The organism is Janthinobacterium sp. GMG2 (genome assembly GCF_033949445.1).
Lineage (GTDB): Bacteria > Pseudomonadota > Gammaproteobacteria > Burkholderiales > Burkholderiaceae_D > Janthinobacterium > Janthinobacterium aestuarii.
Map to the genome: position 1 here is coordinate 321,165 of NZ_JAXAWA010000005.1, position 21,775 is coordinate 342,939.

Sequence of the window (21,775 nt, forward strand, 5' to 3'; positions counted from 1 at the left end):
GAGCATCGCCAAACAAGACGATATATGTCGGAAGAGAACACCCTGGCTATTGGAGACGCCGTGATGCCGGCCTAGCAGGCCGCCGCCGTGGAGCCATTCCCGGCGGCGGATTTTTCTTACACTCCCAGCGCTGTTCGCATCGCCTGGCCAGCCACGTCGAACAATCCCCGCGCCGCTGGCGTCAATCCCGGCATGTGCATAGCCGCATGGATCATGCCGTCGAGCTGCACGCATTCGGCCGCCACGCCATCGTCGCGCAGCCGCCGCGCATACGCCACACCTTCGTCATGCAGCGGGTCGTACTCGCACACGAGCACGGTCGCCGGCGGCAAGTCCTTGAGCGAAGCTGCCTGCAGCGGCGCCGCGTACGGATGCGCGCCGTCGGCCGGTTCGTTCAGGTAGGCCGACCAGCAAAAACGCATGGCTTCCCGCGTCAGCGAAAAGCCTTCCGCATGGCGCTGATACGAAGCTGTGTCGAAGGCGAAATCGAGGGCCGGGTACAGCAGCAACTGGTGCGCCAGCGCGGGACCTGCCTGATCGCGCGCCATTAGCGCCGCCGCCGCGGCCAGGTTGCCGCCCGCGCTGTCGCCTCCCACGGCCAGCCGTTTCGCATCGATGCCCAGCGCCGCCGCATGCTCGGCGACCCAGCACAAGGCTCGGTAAAAATCGTCGAGCGGCACGGGAAACTTGTGCTCGGGCGCCAGCCGGTAGTTGACTGAAAAAATCACGCAGCCGGTGGCGTTGGCCAGCGCGCGGCACGGGTTGTCGTACAGGTCCAGCGAGCACAGACACCATCCTCCCCCATGCGCAAAGACGATGGCCGGCAAGGGCTGGCCCGTGTCCGCACCGGCCGGCACATAGGCGCGCACGGTGAGCGCAGGCTCGCCGGGCAGCACGTAATCCTTGATGGCCGTGACGTCTTCCAATGGCCCGTGCAGCTGGCGCAGTCCCGTTTCCGTGGCCGCCCGCAGCGCTGCCAGCGAGGCGGGCGGCGGCGTATCCTTTGTTTCCTCCAGCCAGGCGGCGATCAGCGGATCGAGGCTCACGCCAGCTCTCCGGCCAGGAAGGGCAGCAGGTGGGCGATGAACGCGTCCGGCTGTTCTTCCATGATGAAGTGGCCGCATTCTGCGACGATGGCGCCTTGCAGATTGTCCGCCTTGCCCTGCATGGTCAGCAGGGGCGCGTCATTCGTCGCATGGTCGGCGCCGATGGCCAGTACGGGCATGGCCAGGCTGCGCTTGGCCCGCTCGAGGTTTTGCTTGATGGTTTCGGGAATGGCGCGGTAGTAGGCGAAACCGGCGCGCAGGGCGCCTGGCGTGGCGTAGGCATCCGCATACACGTCGACGGCCACCTTGTCGCGGCGGTACGACCAGCGGTCGAAAATGAAGCGGAGGTACTCGCGCTCCTTGCCCGCAGTGAGCATCTCCGGCAAATCCAGCACCTGGTTGAACATGAAGTGCCACAGGAAGATATTGTCGGACGGCGCGACAAAAATCGGCGGCGCGGGCGCCAGGCCGGGAATGACGGCTTCCGTCAGCGCCAGTTTCGTCACGGCTTGCGGGAAATCGCTGGCCAGCGCATAGCCGACCCACATGCCGATGTCGTGGCCGACGACGTCGTACTGCGCATGGCCCAGGGCCAGCATGGCGCGGTGCAGGGTGGTCGCCACGGCGCCCGTGTCATAGCCGCCGGCCGGGCGATCGGAGTAACCGCTGCCCGGCGGATCGATGGCGATGGCCTGGTAGCCATTCGCTGCCAGCGCCGCCATCACGTGGCGCCACGCATACCAGGTCTGCGGCCAGCCGGGGATCAGCAGCACGGGTTTGCCGTTGCCGGTACCCGCGATGACGCAATGGAGGCGCTGGCCGTCGATGCGGACGTAGTCGTGAATGAAGTCGTTCATAGGGTTTCCTTGATTAGTTGTGCCGGATGCCCAGCAGGGTATTGATCTGTTGCGCGCTGACGGGGGCGCCGGCGAAGTCGTCGAAGATCTTGTCGGTGACGGGAATGATGTGGGCATTGATGAAGGCCACGCCTTCGCGCGCGCCCACCTCCTGGTCCTTCAGGCAGCACTCCCATTCCAGCGTGGCCCAGCCCGCGTAGTCGTTTTGCGCCATCTTCGAGAAGATCGCCTTGAAGTCGACCTGGCCATCGCCCAGCGAGCGGAAACGCCCGGCGCGGTTTTCCCACGACTGGTAGCCGCCGTAGATGCCTTGCCGACCCGTCGGATTGAACTCCGCATCCTTCACATGGAACATGCGGATGTGATCCTTGTAGATGTCGATGAATTCCAGGTAGTTCAGCTGCTGCAGCACGAAGTGGCTGGGGTCGAACAGCATCTTGCAGCGCGGGTGGCGTCCCACGCGCTCGTAGAACATCTCGAAGCTGATGCCGTCATGCAGGTCTTCGCTCGGGTGGATTTCGTAGCACAGGTTGACGCCCTGTTCCTCGCACACGTCGAGGATGGGCAGCCAGCGGCGCGCCAGTTCATCGAAGGCTGTTTCGATCAGGCCGGGCGGGCGCTGCGGGAACGGGAACAGGTAGGGCCAGGCGAACGAGCCGGAAAACGTGCCCATGTCCGTGAGGCCCAGGCGTTTCGAGGCCATGGCCGCCAGCTTGACTTGCTCGATGGCCCACGCCGTGCGCGCTGCCGGCTGGCCATGCAGGTGTGCCGGCGCGAAGCTGTCGCACAGCGCGTCATAGGCCGGATGCACGGCCACCAGCTGGCCGAAGATGTGCGTCGTCAGTTCGCTGATGACGAGGCCATGGCCGGCCAGCATGGCGACCAGATCGTCGCAGTATTGCTGGCTGTGTGCGGCCTGCGCCACGTCGAACAGGCGCGCATCCCAGGCGGGAATCTGCAGGGCCTTGAAGCCCATGCCGGCCGCCCACTCGGCGATGGCGGGCAGGGTGTTGAAGGGCGCCGTGTCGGCGGCGAATTGTGCCAGGTGCAGGCTCGGTCCTTGAATGGTTTTCATATCGGCTCCTATTGTTTGTCGATCGACAAAGAATAGGCGAAATCTTTTGCGCGGTCAAGGCGGCCATGCAAAATAATTGGCGAACGCACCGTCGGCGCCAGGCGTTATACTGGCCGCCAGTTCGCAAGCAGAGGATAGAAATGGCAGGAAGACCGAGGGAATTCGACCGCGCGCTGGCGCTGGCAAAAGCGCGCGATGCGTTCTGGATGCGCGGCTACGAGGGCGTGTCGATGGCCGACCTGGTGGCGGCGCTGGGCATCGCCTCGGCGCGCATCTACGCGGCCTTCGGCTCGAAGGAGCAGCTGTTCCGCGAAGCCGTGGAACTGTATGAAACGGGTGAGGGCGCGTTTGCCGTGCACGCGCTGGCCGCCAGCCTGAATGTGCGCGACGCGGTGGCGCGCATGCTGGAAGAAGCCGTGCTGCTGTACACGCGCAGCGGCCAGCCGCAAGGCTGCATGGTGGTCACGGCCGCCACCAACACGAGCGCGGAAAACGCGGGCATCGCCGACTGGCTGGCGCAGCACCGCCGCGCGCGCACGCAAGCCGTCATCGAGCGCCTGCGCGCGGCGCAATTGGCGGGAGAATTGAAAGGCGAAGCGGACGTGCAGGCGCTGGGCGACTATTATGCGGCGCTGCTGCATGGCTTGTCGGTGCAGGCGCGCGACGGTATTTCCGCCGAGCGGCTGCTGGCGCTGATACGGCCGGCGATGGCGCCTTTGGTGCTGGAAATGAAAAACCAGGCTACCTAATCGATAGCCTTCAGGTTCAAGTCTTGACGTCGATCAGGCTGCCCAAGGCCTGGTCGGCTGCCTTGACGACATTCGCCGATAAATTAAAACCGGCCTTGTAGACGAGGTTATCCGTCAGTTCGGACGCGAGGCCCACGCCGTTTGGCCGGCTTTCGGCCGCCTTGGCCGCATTCGCATTGGCGCCGCTGACGCTTTCGCTGGCGGCCAGCTTGCGCCCTTCGATGGACAGGCTGACGCCCGTGCCGGCCGGGCTGCTTTCCTGGAATTCGGCCTTTTGCGGCTGGAAACCCGGCGTATTCGCATTGGCGATATTGTTGGCGGCCACATCCAGCGCGCGCTGGTTGGCGGTCAGCCCCGAGGTACCGGTGGTAAGGGCGGATATGGACATGGCAACTCCTTCAGTGTGCGCCCAGTGTACTCCCGTCAACAGGAAAAGTGGTTGGTGCAAGGCAACAATTTTTCCCCAGGTGGTTGCCGTAAAAAATATGTGCGTCACGTAATTTTTTTATATTGTTCTGTGGCATTTCACTGTCTAGACTGGCAGGGAAGTCATCCACGGAGTCCGCCATTTTTCACCTGTTTCGCCCCATTTTGCTGGGTTTGTTGCTCAGCCTGCCTTGTCTGCCACTGAAAGCCCAGCTTGTCCCTTCGCCGTTGCCGCTCGACGCACGCCTGAACGAGCAAGTCATCATGGTGCCGGCCGGCGACGGTTTGCGCGAGGTGCTGGAGACGACGGTGTTTCGTCCCGCCGGCCCCGGCCCGTTCCCCCTGCTGCTGATGAATCACGGCAAGCAGGCCGGCCCGGCCCGGCTGCAGCAGCGCGAGCGCTTTATCTATATGGCCACCGAATTCGTGCGCCGCGGCTATGCGGTGATGCTGCCCATGCGCGCCGGCTTTGCCCGTTCCACGGGCGCCTACCGCGATTTCGGCTGCGACATGCTGGGCAACGCGCAGGGCCAGGCGCGCGACATGCTGGCCGCGCTCGCGTATGCGCGCCGCCAGAGCTGGGTCGACCCGCAGCGCATCGTCGTCGCGGGCCAGTCGTACGGCGGCATGGCGGCGCTGGCGCTGGCCACCCGGGTGGTGCCCGGCGTGCGCGGCGTGCTCAATTTTTCCGGCGGCTTGCGCGTCGACATGCCCGGCTGCGATTGGCAAGGGGCGCTGGCGAAGACCTTCGCCACCCTGGGCGCCTATAACCATATTCCCAGCCTGTGGCTGTATGGCGCCAACGATTCCTACTTCGGGCCGGTTCTGGCGCAGCGGCTGTTTCGCTCGTTCACGGGTTCCGGCGGCCAGGCGCAACTGGTCGCCTATGGCCCGTTCAAGCGCGATGCCCACCTGACCCTGGGCAGCCGCGATGGGGTGGCCGTGTGGCTGCCTGCGACCGAGCGCTTCCTGCAGAAAATCGGCATGCCGGTGCGCCAGGTCTACCGCGTGGCTGATGCGCCGTCGCCGCCCGCCACGCATTTCGCGCCGCAGGACGATATCGCCGCCGTGCCGTATCTGGAAGAGCAGGGCCGGGCCGCCTACCGCGACTTCCTCGAGAAAACCGCGCCGCGCGCCTTTGCCCTGTCGGCCAGCGGTGCCTGGGCTTGGGCCGAGGAGGGCGAAAGCCCCGACGTGCGCGCCCTCGCTTCGTGCCAGCGGCGCAGCAGCCTGCCGTGCCAGCTGTATTCGGTCGATGAAAGCGTCGTCTGGCCCGTCGACGGCGCCAGCGCGAGCGCCGCCGGCGGCGCGCAATAGGCCGCCGCGCACGATAGTTGTCGCCGAAACGGGGGATGGGCGAATATACTAGGGGAAAAGGGAGGCGTTGCGCTTCCCGTCCGCCCTTATCATCAGCGAGAATTCACCCCTATGGCGTCATCCCCAGAAAACCTCAGCATGGCCGTGTTTTGCGACTTCGAGAACGTCGCGCTCGGCGTGCGAGATGCAAATTACGAAAAATTCGATATCAAGCCCATCCTCGAACGCTTGCTGCTCAAGGGCAGCATCGTTGTCAAGAAGGCATATTGCGACTGGGACCGTTATAAAAGTTTCAAGGGCACCATGCACGAAGCGAATTTCGAGCTGATCGAAATTCCCCACGTGCGCCAGTCCGGCAAGAATTCGGCCGACATCCGCCTGGTGGTCGATGCGCTGGACCTGTGCTACACGAAGGCCCACGTCAACACCTTCGTCATCATCAGCGGCGATTCCGACTTTTCGCCGCTCGTGTCGAAACTGCGCGAAAACGCCAAGCAGGTGATCGGCGTGGGCGTCAAGCAGTCGACCTCCGACCTGCTGGTGGCCAACTGCGACGAATTCATTTTCTACGATGACCTGGTGCGCGAGAGCCGCCGCACGGCCGCCAAGCGTGATGCGCGCGAGACCCCGGCGGCCAAGCGTTCGCCCGACGAAGAAGTGCGCCGCAAGGAAAAATACGAGTCGCGCAAGACGGAAGCGATCGAGATGGCCGTTGCCACCTTCGACGCGCTGGTCTCGGAGCGCGGCGACAGCGGCAAGATCTGGGCCTCGATGCTGAAAGAAGCGATCAAGCGCCGCAAGCCGGACTTCAGCGAGTCGTACTACGGTTTCCGTACCTTCGGCAACCTGCTGGAAGAAGCGCAGACGCGCGGCTTGCTGGAATTTGGCCGCGATGAAAAATCGGGCGCCTATGTCTACCGCAGCAGCGGCCTGGTGCCTGTCGCTGCGCCCGTGAGCGGGGAAGTGGCCAGCGAAGCCATCGTCACCGGCGAGACCGGCGTGGCGGCGGAAGAGGGCAATCAGCGCGAAGGCGGCAGCCGCCGCGATTCGCGCCGCAATGGACGTGGCGGCCGCAAGCAGAACGAACAACGCCGCGGCGAGTCCGCGCCACAGGCCTTCGTGCCGGTGGCCGACGCCGAAGCAGTCGTCGAGCAGTATGCGCCGGCGCCGCAGCCGGAGGTGCAGCACGAGGTAGCCGAGGTTGTGGAAGTAATGGCGGAAGAAGGCAACGCCAAGCGCGGTTCGCGCCGCAATGGCCGTGGCGGCCGCAAGAATGGCGATGGCGCCCGCGAAGCGCGCGCCGAAGTTGTCGAAGTCGCTGCTGTGGAAGCCATGCCTGAGCCGGTAGTTGAAGCGATCGTGGAAGCCGTCGCCGAAGCGAAGCCGAAGGCCAAGCCGCGCACGCCGGCCCGCAAGGCGGCAGCGGCGAAGAAGCCGGCCAAGAAGGCGGCTGAAGCCGTGGAATCGGCTCCTGTCGTCGAAGCGGCACCGGTGGAAATCGCGCCTGTAGCGGAAGACAAGCCAGCCAAGGCGCCGCGCAAGACGCCAGCGCCCCGTCCGGCCCGCAAGAAGGCGGAAGAAGCTTGATTGACCGCTCCCAGCGGAAGGCTGGGGTCAGACGGGGACGCCGAGTCCCGGCGGGTCTGACCCCGGGTGTCTGCTGCGTCTTGGCAAAGCGGTATTAAGCCATGTACCACGGCGAACGCTTCAACAGCATCTCCCATACGGTGGGCGCCGCGCTGGCGGCCATCGGCGGCGTCATCCTGATCGTCGTGGCGGCCCGCACGGGCGATCCGTGGAAAATCGTCAGCTGCAGCGTGTATGCGGCCATGCTGCTGACCTTGTATCTGACGTCCACCCTGTACCACAGCGTGCGCGGCAAGGCCAAGGCCGTGCTGCAGCGGCTCGACCACTGCGCCATCTACCTGCTCATCGCGGGCACCTACACGCCATTCATGCTGGTGACCCTGCGCGGGCCTTGGGGCTGGTCGCTGTTCGGCGTCGTCTGGGGCCTGGCCCTGTTTGGCATCGTGCAGGAATATGTGTACGCGAAAGGCGCGCGCATCCTGTCGCTGGTCATTTACGTGGCCATGGGCTGGCTGATCGTCATCGGCATCAAGCCGCTGCTGGCGGCGCTCGAGTGGAACGGCTTCCTGTGGCTGGTGGCGGGCGGCCTGTGCTACACGGGCGGCATCGCTTTCTATGCCACCGACCACAAGCTGCGCCATGGCCACGGCATCTGGCATCTGTTCGTGCTGGCCGGCAGTAGCTGCCATTTTGTCGCCATTTTGTTCTACGTTGCCTGACGTTGTTGCCTGCCCTCACTGTTGCCATGGTTCCATTATAATGGCGCGATATGTGAAACGCAGGCAATAATAAGGCAACAATGGATATCAATTCGGACGACCTGAAAATCTTCGTCACCGTCATCGACAGCGGCACCCTGAGCGCGGCCGCCGTGCACCTGGGGCAAACCACGTCGGGCGTCAGCCGTGCCCTGTCGCGGCTGGAAGACAAGCTGGCCACCTCCTTGCTGACGCGCACGACGCGGCGCATGGAGCTGACGGAAGAAGGGCAGCTGTTCCTGGACAAGGCGCGCGCCATTCTCGCCTCGATGGAAGACGTGGAAGAGTCGATCCGCATCCGCCGCCAGAAGCCGGCCGGGCGCCTGTCCGTCGATGCCGCTTCACCCTTCATGCTCCATTGCGTGGTGCCGCACGTGGCCGAATTTCGCGCCATGTACCCGGACATCCGCCTGGAACTGACCAGCAACGACCAGATCGCCGACCTGCTCGAACACCGCACCGATATCGCCATCCGCATCGGCGCCCTGGTCGATTCGACCCTGCATGCGCGCGCCTTGACTGCCAGCCCGCTGCACGTGCTGGCCACGCCCGCCTACCTGGCGCGCCACGGCGAGCCGGCCACGCCGGAAGCGCTGTCCGGCCACGCGCTGCTGGGCTTTGCCCAGTACGACCTGGGGAACAACTGGCCGCTGCGCCACGAGACGGGCAACAGCCTGCAGATCGTGCCCGCGCTGGCCGCGTCCAGCGGCGAAACCCTGCGCCAGCTGGCCCTGCACGACCAGGGCATCGTCTGCCTGTCCGACTTCATGACGAAGGACGACATCGCGGCCGGCCGCCTGGTGAAAGTGCTGCAGCCGTTCTATACGGGCTACCGCCAGCAGATTCACGCCGTCTACTACCGCAACACGCAGCTGGCGCAACGCATCAGCTGCTTCCTCGAATTCCTGCAGCACAAGCTGTAAGGCCCGCGCCGTATGTTCAAGTCAGGACGCCGCTGTCCTGCACCGCCGTATGCAGCAGCGCTTCCACTTCATGCGCCGGCAGCGGCCGGCTGAAGTAATAGCCTTGCGCTTCGTCGCAGCCATGGCGGCGCAGATAATCGAGCTGCTCGGCCGTTTCCACGCCTTCGGCCACCACGCGCAGTTTCAGGTTGTGCGCCAGCGCGATGATGGAGACGACGATGGCCGCGTCGTCCGCGTCGCGCGCCACGTCGCCGACGAAACTGCGGTCGATCTTCAGCACGTCGATGGGGAAGGTGCGCAGGTAGGCGAAGCTGGAATAGCCGGTGCCGAAGTCGTCGATCGACAGCTGCACCCCCAGCGCCTTCATGTCGTGCAGCTGGCTGACGGCCAGCGCCACGTCGTGCATGAACAGGCTTTCCGTCAGTTCCAGCTCCAGGCAGGCGGGCGGCAAGCCCGTTTCCAGCAGCACTTCGGCGATCGATGCCACCAGGTTTGGTTCGTTGAACTGGCGCGCCGACAGGTTCACGGCCAGGCGCAAGGTATCGAGTCCCGCCGCATGCCAGCGTTTCACCTGCGCGCACGCTTCGCGCATGACCCAGGCGCCGATCGGCACGATCAGGCCCGTATCTTCCGCCAGCGCGATGAAGCGCTGCGGCGCCACCATGCCCAGGTCCGGATGCTGCCAGCGCAGCAGCGCTTCCACGCCGACGATGCGCCCGCTGGCCAGGTCCACCTGCGGCTGGTAGTGCAGCACGAACTGTTCGCGTTCGAGCGCGTTGCGTAGCGCTGTCTCGATGCGCAGGCGCTCCAGGGTGGCCTGGTTCATGGCCGTCGTATAGAACTTGATGTTGTTGCGGCCCTGTTTCTTGGCGCAGTACATGGCGATGTCGGCCTGCTCGATCAGGTTCTGCGTCTCGCCATTCAAGGTCACGTCGCCGGGCGCATCGTAGCGCGACATGTCGTAGACGGCCACGCCGATGCTGCAGGTGACGAAGAATTCCTTGCCATCCAACAGTACGGGCTGGGCCACGGCATCCATCACGCGCTGCACGATGGCGCTGCTGAGCACTTCGTCCGCCTGTTCGCACAGGATGGCGACGAATTCGTCGCCCGACAGGCGCGCCACCGTATCGCTTTCGCGCAGGCTGGCCTGCAGGCGCGTGGCGATGGTTTTCAGCAGCAGGTCGCCAGCCTTGTGACCGAGGCTGTCGTTGACGAACTTGAAGCGGTCGAGGTCGATCAACAGTACCCACAATGCGCGGTTCTTGCGGCGCGACAGGGCCATCGCCTGCGCCAGGCGGTCGCGCAGCAGGGCGCGGTTGGGCAAGCCCGTCAGCACGTCGTGGTGGGCGATGTGCTGGATTTGCTGCTCGGCCAGCTTGCGTTCCGTGATTTCGGAACCCGTGCCCCGGTAGCCGCGGAATTCACCGAGTTCGTTGAACAGCGGTTCGCCATTGATGCTGAACCAGCGCAGCTGGCCGTCGCGGTCGTGCATCGCATATTCGAGGTTGGAAAAGGGCAGGTGCGCTTCCAGGTTGGCGATATGCTGCTTGCCCCAGCGCGAATTGCGCATCTCCGGATTGTTTTCCCAGCGCGTCATGCCGATGAAGCGTTCCAGCGGCATGTTCGACTTGTCCGTGAAACCGCTGGTGATGTGGGTAAAGCAGAAGTTGGCATCCTGTTCCCAGTACCAGTCCGAGGACAGGGCCAGCAGGCGGCGGAAGCGCTTCTCGCTTTCCTGCAGGGCGCGTTCCGTGCGCTGGCGCGCCCGCACGTCGGCACTGAGCAGCTCGTTGCTGCGCTTGAGGTCGGCCGTGCGTTGCTCCACCAGCAACTGTACGCGGCGCGAGCGCTGCGTCAGCGACTGCACGAAGGCGGCCGTCAGCAGGCTGAACAGCAAGCCCGTGATCACGGTGAATAATGAGCCCAGATGGTCGGCCAGGAAGGGGCGCGGATGGGCCACCACGCGCACATGCCAGGGCCGGCCGGCGGAAGCAAAGGCCCGGTCATAATGGTCGTGGTAGGCAAAGTGCAGCCAGCGCGGCAAGGATTCCCAGGCGCCGCCAGCTTCGTTGGCGGGCGCCTGGCCATGCCGGAAGATCAATTGGCGCGGGTCGGCGCCGGCGTCCGCGTAGACGCTCAGTTCGAGCTGCGGGTCGCCCAGCAGGTCGGCGCCGGCGAGGATTTTCTGCACCAGTTCCCCGGCCAGGATGACGGCCGCCGTATCGCCGATCAGCGCCGCGCGCCGCTGCTGCACCGTCTGCAGGGGCGCGCCGTGGCGGTACACGGGATGCACCATGACGAAACCTTGCCGTGGTCCCTGCGCCAGGGCCAGCAAGCCGGTGGCGGTGGTCTGGCCGCTGATGATCGCCTGTTCCAGCGCGCGCGCCAGCACGCCGTTCGGGCTGACGTTCAGGCCGAAGGCGGGGCCGTTGCCCTGCAAGGGTTCGAGGTAGTCCACCACCAGGTAGCTGGCGCGCGTCGTCGCGGGCACGACGACGCCGTCGCGCATTTCCGTCATGGCGTAGTCGGGCACGATGCGCCGCAGCTCCGCTTCGAATGCGGCGCGCTGCGCATGCGGCACGATGCGGTGGAAATTGAAGGCCTGGATGAACGGGTGGCGCCGCAGCAACGGCGTGGTGAAGTCATGGAACTGTTCGCGCGTGACGGGCACGACGGCGGCAAACAGCTGGTTCGTCGTCGTCAGTACCTCGACCGCATCGTCGAGTCCCTGCTCGATGGCGGCCACCCTGGCGCCGGCGCGCTGCTGCAGGCTCAGGCTCATCTTGTCGTATTCGAGCTGGCTGATGGCGGCGAACAGCACGGCCGTCACGCTGACGCCGCAGGCAAAGGTCAGCGCGGCCGCGGCGGAAATCGACAATGGCAGGCGGCCACGCAGCATGGTTTTTCCTATCTCACTTCATGGTCACTTGGGTTCCGCAGCGCCTGCCGGCCCCACGCAGGCCGTAGTTTGTCATAAACCACATCCAGCATGCTGATTTTGCACCAAAACACTGCAAATAAGCAACAATATCTCTGGCCGGGGAAGATGACTTTCAGTCGCTGCCCGCGCCGGACTGGCGGCGCAAACGCCACAATTGCCATGCCGGCAGAAAGCGGTTCAGGAACGCCAGGCCGGCCATCCGGCGCCAGCGCACCAGGCGCACCACGCGCACGGCGCGGCCGCCGGCGCCCGGGTCCTGCCCGGGCTTGGCTGCGAAGACGATGCGGTTATTGCCGGCGATGCCATCGAAGTGGCAGACGGCGCCGCGGAAGGTGAGCATCAGCCGCGCCAGCATGGCGGGGTAATGCTCGTCATAGCTGAACAGGTTGGCCACCAGCACGCCGCCGGGCAGCAGGGCGCGCAGGCAGTCCGCATAGAAGCGGGCGCTGCCGAGGGCGGGCGGCAAGCCCGTTTCGTCGTAGCCGTCGAGCAGCAGCACGTCCGCGCAGCCCGGATGCTGGCGGATGTAGCTGACGGCATCCGTCTCGATGATGCGCAGGCGCGCATCGTCGGGCGGCAGCATGAACTGCTCGCGCAGGGCGATCACGTCGGCGCGCAATTCCAGCACCGTGATGCGCGTATCGGGCAGGTGGCGGTGGCAGAATTTCAGCAGCGAACCGCCGCCCAGTCCCACCATCAGGATGTGCCGCGGGCGCGGCACGAACAGCGTAAAGCACATCATCGCGCGCGCATAGCGCAGCAGCAGATGGTCGGGGCGCGACAGCAGCATTTCGCTCTGGATCATGCCGGGCTGGAATTCCAGGCGGCGCCGGTCGCCACAGGTGTGCACCTGCGGGGCAAGTGGGGTGGTGCTTCTGTTTTCCGGCATGGGACGACTTCGCTGAGTAGGCTGGGGGAGATGCTTTGTTGCATTCAGAGAAATCTGATAAGCTCCCGTGAGCATACCCGATTAATCCGCGCCGAGCATGCGTATATGTACGGCGCGCGGCGGCACGGCCGCGCAGTCGGGCACCATGGAGACAAGCATGTTTTTGGATCACCCCATCATTACGGCGACGAACAGTTTCACGGAGCCTGACCGCATCGAGCGGCTGACGCGCGTGTATGGTTACGCGGCGGCGCTGGCCGACCAGGCCGCCAATGTCGGATTCATTGAAAAAGTGGCGCAGATCCACGACCACAAGGGCACCCTGATCGTGTTCTGGCACGAGGCGCCCAGCGAAGTGGAAAAGCAGTATTTCGTGCAGGCGTGGGCCAGCAAGATCGGCGACGGCAGCACCAATGTCGAACACGAAATCTGACCTGGCGCGCCGCGCCTGCGCATCGATCGCGTAGCCCATGGATATCAAGACCCTGGTACTGGCCCTGGCGCTCGGCAACCTGAGCCTGTGCGCGGCCCTGTTCTTCTTCGAGTACGAGCGCAAGAAGTCGCTCAGCATGTCCACTTGGGCGGTGGCCAAGCAATGCCAGGCCGTGGCCTGGTGTCTGCTGTATTTCCGCGGCGTGCTGCCCGATTTCCTCTCCATCCTGCTTGGCAACAGCCTGCTGTTTGCCGGCATGGCGCTCGATGCGGGCGCGCTGTGGCAGGCGGCCGGGCGCAGCGGCTGGCGCCGCACCGTTCTGCCGGCGCTGGGCCTGTCGGTGGGATTGTTTGCCGCCTGCTACCTGTTCGACGTGGCGCCGCTGCTGCGCAGCGCCGGCGGTTCGCTGATCGTGGCCGGCTTCTTCCTCTCCGGCGTGGCCGCCCTGTGCCTGAAGTGGCGCGAGGCGAGCATGCTGCGCCGCTTCCTCGTCGTCAGCATGGGCATCCTGTCGCTGCTGATCGCCGCGCGCGGTGTGCTGGCCGCCGCCGTCCCCGGTTTTGACGCGGAGCTGATGCAGCTGGCCGGCTTCGGCGCCCTGTACCTGATGATGCTGACGAACGCCTTCGGCTATCTGCTGCTGTCGCGTGAAAAACTGGGCGGCGAGCTGGCGCGTCTGGAAGTGCTCGACGCGGCCACGGGCGTGCCGAACCGGCGCGGTTTTTACCAGGCGCTGGCGCCATGGATGGCGCTGGCGCGCCGGCCCGGTTTGCCGACGGCGCTGGTGGTGCTCAATATCGACCACTTCAAGCGAGTCAACGACAGCTATGGCCATCCCGTGGGCGATGCGGTGCTGAAAACCATCGTCGACACGTGCCGCCAGCAACTGCGCGACAGCGACCTGATGGGCCGCCTGGGCGGCGCCGAATTCGCCATCCAGTTGCCGCGCACGACCCTGGTCGATGCGTTGATGGTGGCCGAGCGCATCCGCGCTGCCGTCGAAGCGCTGCCCGTCAAGACGGAGCGCGCCGTGCTGCAGCTGACGGCCAGCCTGGGCGTGACCACCATCCGCGCCGAAGACAGCACCGTCAGCCTGTTCAAGCGGGCCGACGAGGCGCTGCAATCGGCCAAGCAGGCGGGCCGCAACCGCGTCGTCGAGGCGCAAGCTGCCAGCACTCTCGATATTTAAATCGGATTACTTCTTGTGCGAGCCCAGCCAGCTCGGTTCCTTGCCGCATTCCTTGGGCAGGAACAGGGCATCGAGGCCCGGATCGCAGCGCCGGTCAGGCGCTTTCATCGGCTCGACGGTCAGCCATTCGCTCTTGGGCAGTATCTTTTCTTCGCGTGGCGCCACGGGCGGCGCGGGCGGCAGGCTGTCTTGCCAGCGTGACTCTGACGCTGTTGCAGGCGCGGCCGCAGTGGCCCAGTCCGCGTCAACTTGCGCGGCGTCCGCTGGCGGCGTGTCCGCGTGCGCGGCGGCGCACAGCAAGCTGCCCGCGAAGAAGAACATGCGCATGGCTGTGCTGTTTATGGAAATCATGGTTGGTCCTTGGTCGGTGCCGCGAAGGCGGATCCTGCATTATGACGGCAGCCGGAAGCAAAAAGACAAGGAAATTGCAACGGCATGTTACCAAAGGGACTATAGTTGCTGGTAGCAAGCACGTGCGCCGCGGCAAGGTGATTGAACGGTGAACCAGGCGTGGAGCGCCTTCACCGGAACATGTGCATTCCCTAACTTTCATTTAAGCTAGGCAAGTTATGCTGTGGCATGCACGCCAGGCTGCCCTTGTTGTCCTTTGCTGTCCACACCGCAGTTCCCCTTTTTTACTCTTGCCAGGCCCATAATGAAAATGCTCAAATCCCTGCCTGTATGGCCGCTTGCCGCCCCGATTGCCGGCTGGCTGTTCCTGTTCGGTTCCACCTTCAATGTCGGCGGCGCCTACCAGATCCTGCTGGTCGCTGGCCTGATCGGCAGCGTGCTGGCCGCCGTGTACCACGCGGAAGTGGTGGCGCACCGCATCGGCGAACCGTACGGCACCCTGGTGCTGGCACTGGCCGTGACCCTGATCGAGGTGGCGCTGATCGTCTCGCTGATGCTGGCAGGCGGACCGGAAACGACGGGCCTGGCGCGCGACACCGTGTTTGCCGCCATCATGATCATCCTGAACGGCATCGTCGGCATCTGCCTGCTGCTGGGCGCAGGGCGCCACCGTGAGCAGACCTTCGGCCTGCTGGGCGTGAGCGCTTCGCTGGCCACCCTGGCGGCCATCGCCGTTCTGACCCTGGTGCTGCCGAACTACACGTCGAGCGCCGCCGGCCCCTTCTACAATTCCAGCCAGCTGATCTTCATCGCCGTCATTTCCCTCGTCCTGTATGGCACCTTCGTGCTGGTGCAGACGGTGCGCCACCGCGATTACTTCCTGCCCAAGGAGGCCGTCGGTGATGAAGAGGTGCATGCGGCGCCACCCACGCCAACAGTCGCCTGGGTCAGCGCCGGCGCGCTGCTGGTGTGCCTGGGCGCCGTGGTGCTGCTGGCCAAGTCGCTGGCGCCCGCGCTGGAGACGGCGATTGCCGCCATGGGCGCGCCGAAAACCCTGGTCGGTATCGTCATCGCCGCCATCGTGCTGCTGCCAGAAGGCCTGGCCGCCGTGCGCGCCGCGCGTGCCAACCGCCTGCAAACGAGTCTGAACCTGGCGCTCGGCTCCGCACTGGCCAGCATCGGCCTGACGATACCGGCTGTTGTCGTGGTGTCGCTGGCCACGGGCCTGACAATTACCCTGGGTCTCGATATCAAGTCGACGGTGCTGCTGCTGCTGTCGCTGATGGTGGCCACCCTGTCGCTGGGCACGGGCCGCACCACGGTCATGCAGGGCACGGTGCACCTGGTGATTTTCGCGGTATATTTATTTACCACCATCGTGCCGTAGAACACCTGTCAAAACCTACTGCGCGTCGGAATTTGTGGTCTGCGATGCTCACTGTACCTTCGTACAGTTGCGCTTCTCAACCACAACTTCCTTCCGCTCGCTACGGTTTTGTCAGATGTTCTTAAACGTCACCGCTACGCGCCGTTTTGTCACAATCCTGTCACGCCGCTGTCATACGATGGGGGTAGTGTGGTAGGATTTTTAAATCGTTTAAATGATTTATATAGTTTAGCAACTGAGTTTGCCAACTTTTTCAGTTGGCACAGCAATGACAAGACAAGAGGCCAGTATGTATGCAGCGGTGGACCTGGGGTCCAACAGTTTTCGTTTACACGTCGGCAAGCATGATGGCGACACGATCCGCGTGGTCAAGAGCGTGCGCGATCCGATACGCCTGGCCGCCGGCCTGGATGCCAATGGCGACCTGACCGAGGCGGCCATGCAGGGCGCGCTGGCCTGCCTGCAGCGCTTTCGCGCCATCCTCGCGGGCTTCGAGCTCGATGCCGTGCGCGTGGTGGCCACGTCGGCCATGCGCGTGGCGCGCAACGGCGCCGTCTTCCTGCCGCTGGCCGAGCAAGCCATCGGCTACCCGATCGAAATCATCTCGGGCGAGGAAGAGGGGCGCTTGATCTACATGGGCGTGGCCAATGCGCTGGCCATACCCGGCGAACGCCGGCTGGTGATGGATATCGGCGGCGGCTCGACGGAACTGATACTGGGGCGCGGCAACGATATCGAGCGGGTCGAGTCGTTCAGCCTGGGCACCGTCAAGCAAAGCCTGTCGTTCTTCATCGGCGGGCGCATCGACGCGCCGTCGTTCGAGGCGGCCATCCTGTCGGCGCGCAGCCATTTCGAGGATGCGGCACCGCCATACCATCCGCAGCACTGGAAGACGGCCTACGGCTCTTCCGGCACCATCCGCACGATCGCCGACATCATCGCCCGCAACAAGCTCGGTGACGGCTTGCTCACGAGCGCCAGCCTCGACGCGCTGGCGCGCCGCTTCATCGAACTCGGTCACACGAGCCGCATCGACATGCCCGGCTTGCGGCCCGACCGCGCCAGCACCATCGTCGGCGGCCTGGCGATCTTGATTGGCCTGTTCCGTGAACTGGCCATTCCCGCCATGACGCCGATCGAGGCGGGTTTGCGCATGGGCGTGATGTGGGATCTGTACCTGCGTTCGACCAAGCGCGACCGCCGCGAACAGTCGGTGCAGGGCTGCATGGAGAAATTCCATATCGACCAGCAGCGCGCCGGCCGGGTGGCCGAGCAGGCGCTGGCCATGTACGCGCAGCTCAAGCCCACGTCCGACGCGCTGGTGAAATGCCTGCGCTGGAGCAGCCTGCTGCATGAGGTGGGCCTGGCCGTGTCGCAGACGGGCTACCACAAGCACGCCTCCTACATCGTGGAAAACGCGGACTTGCCCGGTTTTACCACGCGCGAGCAGAAGACCATGAGCCGGCTGATCCTGGCGCAGAAGGGCAACTTGCGCAAGATCGGCGAAGTGCTGTCCGACCCCGATTTCGCCAAGGCCGTGCTGGCGCTGCGCCTGTCGATTTTGCTCATGCATGCGCGCATCGAAGCCGATTTCAGCGAACTGCGCCTGCGCATGAAGAACCGCATCGAGCTCGATATCAAGCGCGGCTGGGTGGCGCACCATCCGACCGTGTCGTTCTGGATCGAGAAGGAGCAGGAATTCTGGGACGAGGTGGGGGTCGATTTCACCATCCGCGCCAGCGCGTAGTGGGTCATTGGGTCATGCCATGCGCATGACTTGATGTGCAGCAAGCAAGATTTTTAAAAACAGTATATATTGTTTATATTATTTACTAGATTGGAAAATCCATGACCAAAACCGTCCCAGCGAAAAAGCCCGACAGCGCGCCCGTATCGATGTTCCCTACCAGCGCCTCGATCAATGCGGCAGCGGCCAAGGCCGCACCGGCCGCCAAACCGGCAGTGAAGCCTGCCGCCAAGCCGGTGGCAAAAGCCGCCGTCACGCCAGTGGCCGCCAAACCGGCCGCTGCGAAGCCGGCAGCAGTGAAGCCAGTAGCAGCGAAACCTGTCGCCGCCAAGCCTGCCGCTGCCAAGGCGCCAGCCGCCAAGCCGGCGGCCAAGGCCGTTGTCGCCAAACCAGCCGCCAAGGCGGCAGTGAAAGCCGTTGCCAAGCCAGCGGCCAAAGTCGCTGCGAAACCCGCCGCAAAGCCTGCCGCCAAGCCGGCCGCGAAAGCCGCCGTCAAAGCGGTAGCCAAACCAGCCGCCAAGCCTGCGCCAGCGAAAAAAGCGCCGGCCGCCAAGGTCGCCGCCGTCAAGGAAAAAGCCCGCAAGCCGAAACTGGTGCGCGACAGCTTCACCATGCCGGAAGCGGAATACGAAGTCCTGGGCCAGGTGAAGAAAGCCTGCCTGAAGGCCGGTTTCGAGATCAAGAAAAGCGAATTGCTGCGCATCGGCGTGGCGCTGATCAGCCAGATCGACCTGGCTACCCTGCAAAACGTGCTGGCCGGCTTGCCGCAGCTGAAAACGGGCCGTCCGAAGAAGGATTGATGGCGCGGGCAGGGGCCGCCCCCTGCCTGGCCGTTCTGGTTTACCATGGGGCCTGTGAAAGTTCCCCCATGGTTGCCATGTCAGAAGATACAGAGATCGAACGCGCCGGCTTCGTCGAGCGCGCCATCGTCCGCCACCAGGCGGGCGTTGCTACCCCCGCCATCGACCACGTCGCCGAGGAAATCCCCGTCGCGCTGGTCTTCAATGGCATTTCCCACGTCGTCATGATGGCCACCCCGCGCGACCTGGAAGCGTTTGCCTACGGCTTCGCGCTGACGGAAGGCGTGGTCGCTTCCGCCGATGCCATCTTCGATTGCGAAGTGTTCCTGCGTCCCGATTCCGCCGAAGTGGCCTTGAGCATCGCCCAGGAGGATTTCGTGCGCCTGAAGGACCGGCGCCGCCAGCTCACGGGCCGCACGGGCTGCGGCGTGTGCGGCATCGACAGCATCGACATGCTCGACTTGCAGCCGGCGCCGCTGCCGCCACCCCTGATCCGCGTCGACCTGCCGGCCGCGCTGGCGCGTGCCTCCGCCGGCTTGCGCGAGCACCAGACGCTGATGCGGGAGACGGGCGGCGTGCACGCGGCCGCGTGGTGCACGCCCGATGGCGATATCGTGCACGTGTGCGAGGATGTCGGCCGCCACAACGGCCTCGATAAACTGATCGGCCATCTCGCGCTGCACGGTATCGACATGCGGCGCGGCTTCGTCTTCCTGTCCAGCCGCGGCAGCTACGAGCTGGCGCGCAAGGCGGCGCGCATGCAGATTCCCTTGCTGGCGACGATTTCCGCCCCCAGTTCGCTGGCCATTTCCATCGCCACGCAGGCCGGCATGAAGCTGGCGGGATTCTGCCGCCAGGATGCCTACGTCGACTACACGCCCGGCATTACCTTGTAACTTACGCTGCGCTCCAGCAGCACGGGCACGGACTTCGATGTGGGCGTGCCGGCGCCGTCGGCCGTGCTGGCCAGCGGCACCAGCGCGTTCGTCTCCGGGTAGTACGCGCCCAGGCAGCCGCGCGGGATGTCGTAGGCGACGAGCCGGAAGCCATCGGCGCGGCGCGCCACGCCATCGTCCCAGGCGCCGGTCAAGTCCACCATATCGCCATCGGCAAAGCCCAGCATGGCGATATCGTCCGCATTGGCGAAGACGACCTTGCGCGTGCCGTACACGCCCCGGTAGCGGTCATCCATGCCGTAGATGGTGGTGTTGTACTGGTCGTGCGAACGCGTGCTCATCAAGACCATCAGGCGCTCGCCGTGGCGCGCTCTAGCGTGGTGCAACGGCGTATCGAGGTCCAGCGGGGCGACGAGGAAGCTGGCCTTGCCGCTGGCCGTCTTCCACACGCGTTCGCGCGACGCCACCGTCAGATGAAAGCCACCCGGCTGCGCCACCCTGGCGTTGTAGTCGTAAAAATCGTCAAACACCTTTTCGATGTCGTCGCGGATGCGCGCATAGTCGGCCGCATACGCGCGCCAGTTCACCAGGACGCTCCCCACCGTCGCTTCGGCCATGCCGGCCACGATGGCCACTTCCGAGCGCAGCTGCGGCGAAGCGGGCGCATTGCGGCCGTACGAGATATGCACCATGCTCATCGAGTCTTCCACCGTCACGCCCTGCGCCACACCGCCTTGCACGTCGATTTCCGTGCGCCCCAGGGTGGGCAGCAGCAGCGCTTCCTTGCCGATGACCAGGTGGCTGCGATTGAGCTTGGTGGCCACCTGCACCGTCAGCGCGCACTGGCGCAGGGCGGCAAAGGTCAGCGGCGTGTCCGGCGTGGCGGCCGCGAAATTGCCACCCAGCGCAATGAACACTTTTACCTCGCCGCGCTGCATGGCTGCGATGGTGGCCACCACGTCGTGGCCATGCGCGCGCGGCGGCGCAAAACCATATACCTGGCCCAGGCGGTCGAGGAAGGCCGCCGTCGGCTTTTCCTCGATGCCCACCGTGCGGTCGCCCTGCACGTTCGAGTGGCCGCGCACGGGACACAGGCCGGCACCCGGCTTGCCGATCTGCCCGCGCAGCATCATCAGGTTCGACAGCATGCGGATGGCCGCCACGCTGTGCTTGTGCTGCGTCAGGCCCATGCCCCAGGTGGCGATGACGCGCTGGCCTTTGATGAAGATGTCGGTCAATGCCTCGATCTGCGCACGATTCACGCCCGATTCTGCCACGAGCAGTTGCCAACTCTCTGCGCGCAAGTCGTCGCGGAAGGCGTTGAAACCGCTGCAGTGTTCAGCGATGAAGGCGTGGTCGATGACGGCGGGCCTGCCTGCCGCCTGCGCCGCATCGTCATGCTCGACGATCCGCTTGGCGACGGCCTTGATCAGGGCGAAGTCGCCGCCCAGCGTCGGTTGCACGAACAGGCCGGCCAGGCGCGTGCTGCCCAGGGTCGCCATTTCCAGCGCGCTTTGCGGGTCCATGAAGCGCTGCAAGCCCCGTTCGCGCAGGGGATTGATGGAGACGATGCTGCCGCCGCGGCGCGCGCAGTCGCGCAGTTCGCCCAGCATGCGCGGATGGTTGGTGGCGGGATTCTGGCCGAAGATGAGGATGGTGTCGGCCAGTTCGAAGTCGGCAAGGGTCACCGTGCCCTTGCCGATGCCCACGGTGGCCGGCAAGCCGCGGCTGGTCGCCTCGTGGCACATGTTGGAGCAGTCGGGGAAGTTATTCGTGCCGTACAGGCGCGCCATCAGCTGGTACAGAAAGGCGGCTTCGTTGCTGGCGCGCCCCGACGTGTAGAACGCGGCCTGGTTCGGGTCGGGCAGGGCGCGCAGGTGGCGGCCCACGAGGGCAAAGGCGTCTTCCCAGGAAATCGGCACATAGCGGTCGCTGGCGGCGTCGTACACCATCGGTTCCGTCAAACGGCCGTGCTGTTCGAGCGCGTAGTCCGATTGCTCCAGCAGCTGCGTGACGGTATGGCTGGCGAACAGCTCGGGGCCGGCGCGGCGGCTGGTCGCTTCGGCGGCGACGGCCTTGGCGCCGTTTTCGCAAAAGGCAAACGTGGAAGCGTGGTTGCGGTCGGGCCAGGCGCAGCCGGGGCAATCGAAGCCGTCCGGCTGGTTTTGTGCCAGCAGCGCCTTCAGGTTCTCGGGCGCGACCCGTTCCTGGCGCAGGCTGATGGCCACGTGTTTCAGCGCGTCCCAGCCGGCGGCCGGCTTGGTGTAGGGCGTGATGTGCGGTGCGTCCTGGTCTTTCATGGGCTCTTTCGGCTGGGCGAGTGTGGTAATTATGCACGATCCCAGAATGACATTGACTTGCGTCACGGAAATGACATTCGGCTGTCATTTTCCTGACATAT

19 protein-coding genes are annotated in these 21,775 nt (G+C 65.0%); 11 read left to right on the forward strand and 8 right to left on the reverse strand.

Annotated elements, in window-relative coordinates; all coding sequences use genetic code 11:
• Positions 1–116: 116 nt before the first annotated feature.
• The 3 genes from SKZ59_RS19980 to SKZ59_RS19990 are packed head-to-tail and all read right to left on the reverse strand — an operon-like array spanning position 117 to position 2,978.
• The gene (locus SKZ59_RS19980; protein WP_319992741.1) at positions 117–1,046 is read right to left on the reverse strand and encodes an alpha/beta hydrolase; all 930 of its coding nucleotides are present in this window, start codon (positions 1,044–1,046) and stop codon (positions 117–119) included.
• Entirely contained in the window at positions 1,043–1,903 is an 861-nt protein-coding gene (locus SKZ59_RS19985; protein ID WP_319992742.1) for an alpha/beta hydrolase, read from the reverse strand. The genes SKZ59_RS19980 and SKZ59_RS19985 overlap by 4 nt, the downstream gene beginning before the upstream one ends.
• Before the next feature lie 13 nt (positions 1,904–1,916).
• Positions 1,917–2,978, reverse strand: a complete 1,062-nt coding sequence (locus SKZ59_RS19990; RefSeq protein WP_319992743.1) for a sugar phosphate isomerase/epimerase — start codon at positions 2,976–2,978, stop codon at positions 1,917–1,919.
• Between the two features lie 140 nt (positions 2,979–3,118).
• On the opposite strand from SKZ59_RS19990, the gene SKZ59_RS19995 reads away from it, so the two are divergent.
• Positions 3,119–3,727, forward strand: coding sequence for a helix-turn-helix domain-containing protein (locus SKZ59_RS19995; RefSeq protein WP_319992744.1), 609 nt, complete (start codon positions 3,119–3,121; stop codon positions 3,725–3,727).
• A gap of 16 nt (positions 3,728–3,743) precedes the next feature.
• Here SKZ59_RS19995 and SKZ59_RS20000 read toward each other — a convergent pair whose 3' ends face one another.
• On the reverse strand, positions 3,744–4,115 hold the full coding sequence (locus SKZ59_RS20000; RefSeq protein ID WP_219328306.1) for a flagellar basal body protein: 372 nt from the start codon (positions 4,113–4,115) through the stop codon (positions 3,744–3,746).
• Between the two features lie 215 nt (positions 4,116–4,330).
• On the opposite strand from SKZ59_RS20000, the gene SKZ59_RS20005 reads away from it, so the two are divergent.
• The 4 genes from SKZ59_RS20005 (at position 4,331) to SKZ59_RS20020 (ending at position 8,738) form a co-directional block, all read left to right on the forward strand.
• Positions 4,331–5,470, forward strand: a complete 1,140-nt coding sequence (locus SKZ59_RS20005) for a dienelactone hydrolase family protein (RefSeq protein ID WP_319992745.1) — start codon at positions 4,331–4,333, stop codon at positions 5,468–5,470.
• A 111-nt stretch (positions 5,471–5,581) separates the two neighbouring features.
• A complete protein-coding gene (locus SKZ59_RS20010; RefSeq protein ID WP_319992746.1) occupies positions 5,582–7,057 on the forward strand; it encodes an NYN domain-containing protein in 1,476 nt (491 codons plus the stop codon).
• A gap of 101 nt (positions 7,058–7,158) precedes the next feature.
• The gene (gene trhA / locus SKZ59_RS20015; RefSeq protein ID WP_034757360.1) at positions 7,159–7,776 is read left to right on the forward strand and encodes a PAQR family membrane homeostasis protein TrhA; all 618 of its coding nucleotides are present in this window, start codon (positions 7,159–7,161) and stop codon (positions 7,774–7,776) included.
• An 80-nt stretch (positions 7,777–7,856) separates the two neighbouring features.
• On the forward strand, positions 7,857–8,738 hold the full coding sequence (locus SKZ59_RS20020; RefSeq protein WP_319992747.1) for a LysR family transcriptional regulator: 882 nt from the start codon (positions 7,857–7,859) through the stop codon (positions 8,736–8,738).
• A 16-nt stretch (positions 8,739–8,754) separates the two neighbouring features.
• Here SKZ59_RS20020 and SKZ59_RS20025 read toward each other — a convergent pair whose 3' ends face one another.
• Positions 8,755–11,640 (reverse strand): EAL domain-containing protein, encoded by a 2,886-nt coding sequence (locus SKZ59_RS20025; RefSeq protein ID WP_319992748.1) that lies wholly within the window; start codon positions 11,638–11,640, stop codon positions 8,755–8,757.
• 154 nt (positions 11,641–11,794) lie between these two features.
• Positions 11,795–12,571 carry a transferase spermidine synthase gene (locus tag SKZ59_RS20030; RefSeq protein ID WP_034757369.1) on the reverse strand — a complete coding sequence of 259 codons (777 nt, stop codon included), beginning with the start codon at positions 12,569–12,571 and terminating at the stop codon, positions 11,795–11,797.
• A 157-nt stretch (positions 12,572–12,728) separates the two neighbouring features.
• On the opposite strand from SKZ59_RS20030, the gene SKZ59_RS20035 reads away from it, so the two are divergent.
• The gene (locus tag SKZ59_RS20035; RefSeq protein WP_034757372.1) at positions 12,729–13,004 is read left to right on the forward strand and encodes a hypothetical protein; all 276 of its coding nucleotides are present in this window, start codon (positions 12,729–12,731) and stop codon (positions 13,002–13,004) included.
• A 37-nt stretch (positions 13,005–13,041) separates the two neighbouring features.
• Complete coding sequence (locus SKZ59_RS20040; RefSeq protein ID WP_034757375.1) at positions 13,042–14,193, forward strand: sensor domain-containing diguanylate cyclase; 1,152 nt, start codon at positions 13,042–13,044, stop codon at positions 14,191–14,193.
• Positions 14,194–14,199: 6 nt separating this feature from the next.
• On the opposite strand, the gene SKZ59_RS20045 is transcribed toward SKZ59_RS20040, so the two are convergent.
• Positions 14,200–14,544, reverse strand: coding sequence for a hypothetical protein (locus tag SKZ59_RS20045; RefSeq protein WP_070304343.1), 345 nt, complete (start codon positions 14,542–14,544; stop codon positions 14,200–14,202).
• A 304-nt stretch (positions 14,545–14,848) separates the two neighbouring features.
• On the opposite strand from SKZ59_RS20045, the gene SKZ59_RS20050 reads away from it, so the two are divergent.
• From SKZ59_RS20050 to fdhD, 4 genes are all read left to right on the forward strand, one after another.
• On the forward strand, positions 14,849–15,931 hold the full coding sequence (locus SKZ59_RS20050) for a calcium:proton antiporter (RefSeq protein ID WP_034757382.1): 1,083 nt from the start codon (positions 14,849–14,851) through the stop codon (positions 15,929–15,931).
• 289 nt (positions 15,932–16,220) lie between these two features.
• Positions 16,221–17,678 carry a Ppx/GppA phosphatase family protein gene (locus SKZ59_RS20055; protein ID WP_034757385.1) on the forward strand — a complete coding sequence of 486 codons (1,458 nt, stop codon included), beginning with the start codon at positions 16,221–16,223 and terminating at the stop codon, positions 17,676–17,678.
• Positions 17,679–17,779: 101 nt separating this feature from the next.
• On the forward strand, positions 17,780–18,478 hold the full coding sequence (locus tag SKZ59_RS20060; RefSeq protein ID WP_319992749.1) for a hypothetical protein: 699 nt from the start codon (positions 17,780–17,782) through the stop codon (positions 18,476–18,478).
• 77 nt (positions 18,479–18,555) lie between these two features.
• Positions 18,556–19,374 carry a formate dehydrogenase accessory sulfurtransferase FdhD gene (gene fdhD, locus SKZ59_RS20065; protein ID WP_413774579.1) on the forward strand — a complete coding sequence of 273 codons (819 nt, stop codon included), beginning with the start codon at positions 18,556–18,558 and terminating at the stop codon, positions 19,372–19,374.
• On the opposite strand, the gene SKZ59_RS20070 is transcribed toward fdhD, so the two are convergent.
• The gene (locus tag SKZ59_RS20070; protein ID WP_319992751.1) at positions 19,350–21,674 is read right to left on the reverse strand and encodes an FdhF/YdeP family oxidoreductase; all 2,325 of its coding nucleotides are present in this window, start codon (positions 21,672–21,674) and stop codon (positions 19,350–19,352) included. The two genes, fdhD and SKZ59_RS20070, sit on opposite strands and share 25 nt — an antisense overlap.
• Positions 21,675–21,775 lie beyond the last annotated feature (101 nt).

Coding starts and splice junctions, on each gene's coding strand:
- SKZ59_RS19985 (WP_319992742.1), bottom strand. CDS start 1,903: ATGAACGACTTCATTCACGACTACGTCCGCATCGACGGCCAGCGCCTC.
- SKZ59_RS19990 (WP_319992743.1), bottom strand. CDS start 2,978: ATGAAAACCATTCAAGGACCGAGCCTGCACCTGGCACAATTCGCCGCC.
- SKZ59_RS19995 (WP_319992744.1), top strand. CDS start 3,119: ATGGCAGGAAGACCGAGGGAATTCGACCGCGCGCTGGCGCTGGCAAAA.
- SKZ59_RS20000 (WP_219328306.1), bottom strand. CDS start 4,115: ATGTCCATATCCGCCCTTACCACCGGTACCTCGGGGCTGACCGCCAAC.
- SKZ59_RS20010 (WP_319992746.1), top strand. CDS start 5,582: ATGGCGTCATCCCCAGAAAACCTCAGCATGGCCGTGTTTTGCGACTTC.
- trhA (WP_034757360.1), top strand. CDS start 7,159: ATGTACCACGGCGAACGCTTCAACAGCATCTCCCATACGGTGGGCGCC.
- SKZ59_RS20020 (WP_319992747.1), top strand. CDS start 7,857: ATGGATATCAATTCGGACGACCTGAAAATCTTCGTCACCGTCATCGAC.
- SKZ59_RS20025 (WP_319992748.1), bottom strand. CDS start 11,640: ATGCTGCGTGGCCGCCTGCCATTGTCGATTTCCGCCGCGGCCGCGCTG.
- SKZ59_RS20030 (WP_034757369.1), bottom strand. CDS start 12,571: ATGCCGGAAAACAGAAGCACCACCCCACTTGCCCCGCAGGTGCACACC.
- SKZ59_RS20035 (WP_034757372.1), top strand. CDS start 12,729: ATGTTTTTGGATCACCCCATCATTACGGCGACGAACAGTTTCACGGAG.
- SKZ59_RS20040 (WP_034757375.1), top strand. CDS start 13,042: ATGGATATCAAGACCCTGGTACTGGCCCTGGCGCTCGGCAACCTGAGC.
- SKZ59_RS20045 (WP_070304343.1), bottom strand. CDS start 14,544: ATGATTTCCATAAACAGCACAGCCATGCGCATGTTCTTCTTCGCGGGC.
- SKZ59_RS20050 (WP_034757382.1), top strand. CDS start 14,849: ATGAAAATGCTCAAATCCCTGCCTGTATGGCCGCTTGCCGCCCCGATT.
- SKZ59_RS20055 (WP_034757385.1), top strand. CDS start 16,221: ATGTATGCAGCGGTGGACCTGGGGTCCAACAGTTTTCGTTTACACGTC.
- SKZ59_RS20060 (WP_319992749.1), top strand. CDS start 17,780: ATGACCAAAACCGTCCCAGCGAAAAAGCCCGACAGCGCGCCCGTATCG.
- fdhD (WP_413774579.1), top strand. CDS start 18,556: ATGTCAGAAGATACAGAGATCGAACGCGCCGGCTTCGTCGAGCGCGCC.
- SKZ59_RS20070 (WP_319992751.1), bottom strand. CDS start 21,674: ATGAAAGACCAGGACGCACCGCACATCACGCCCTACACCAAGCCGGCC.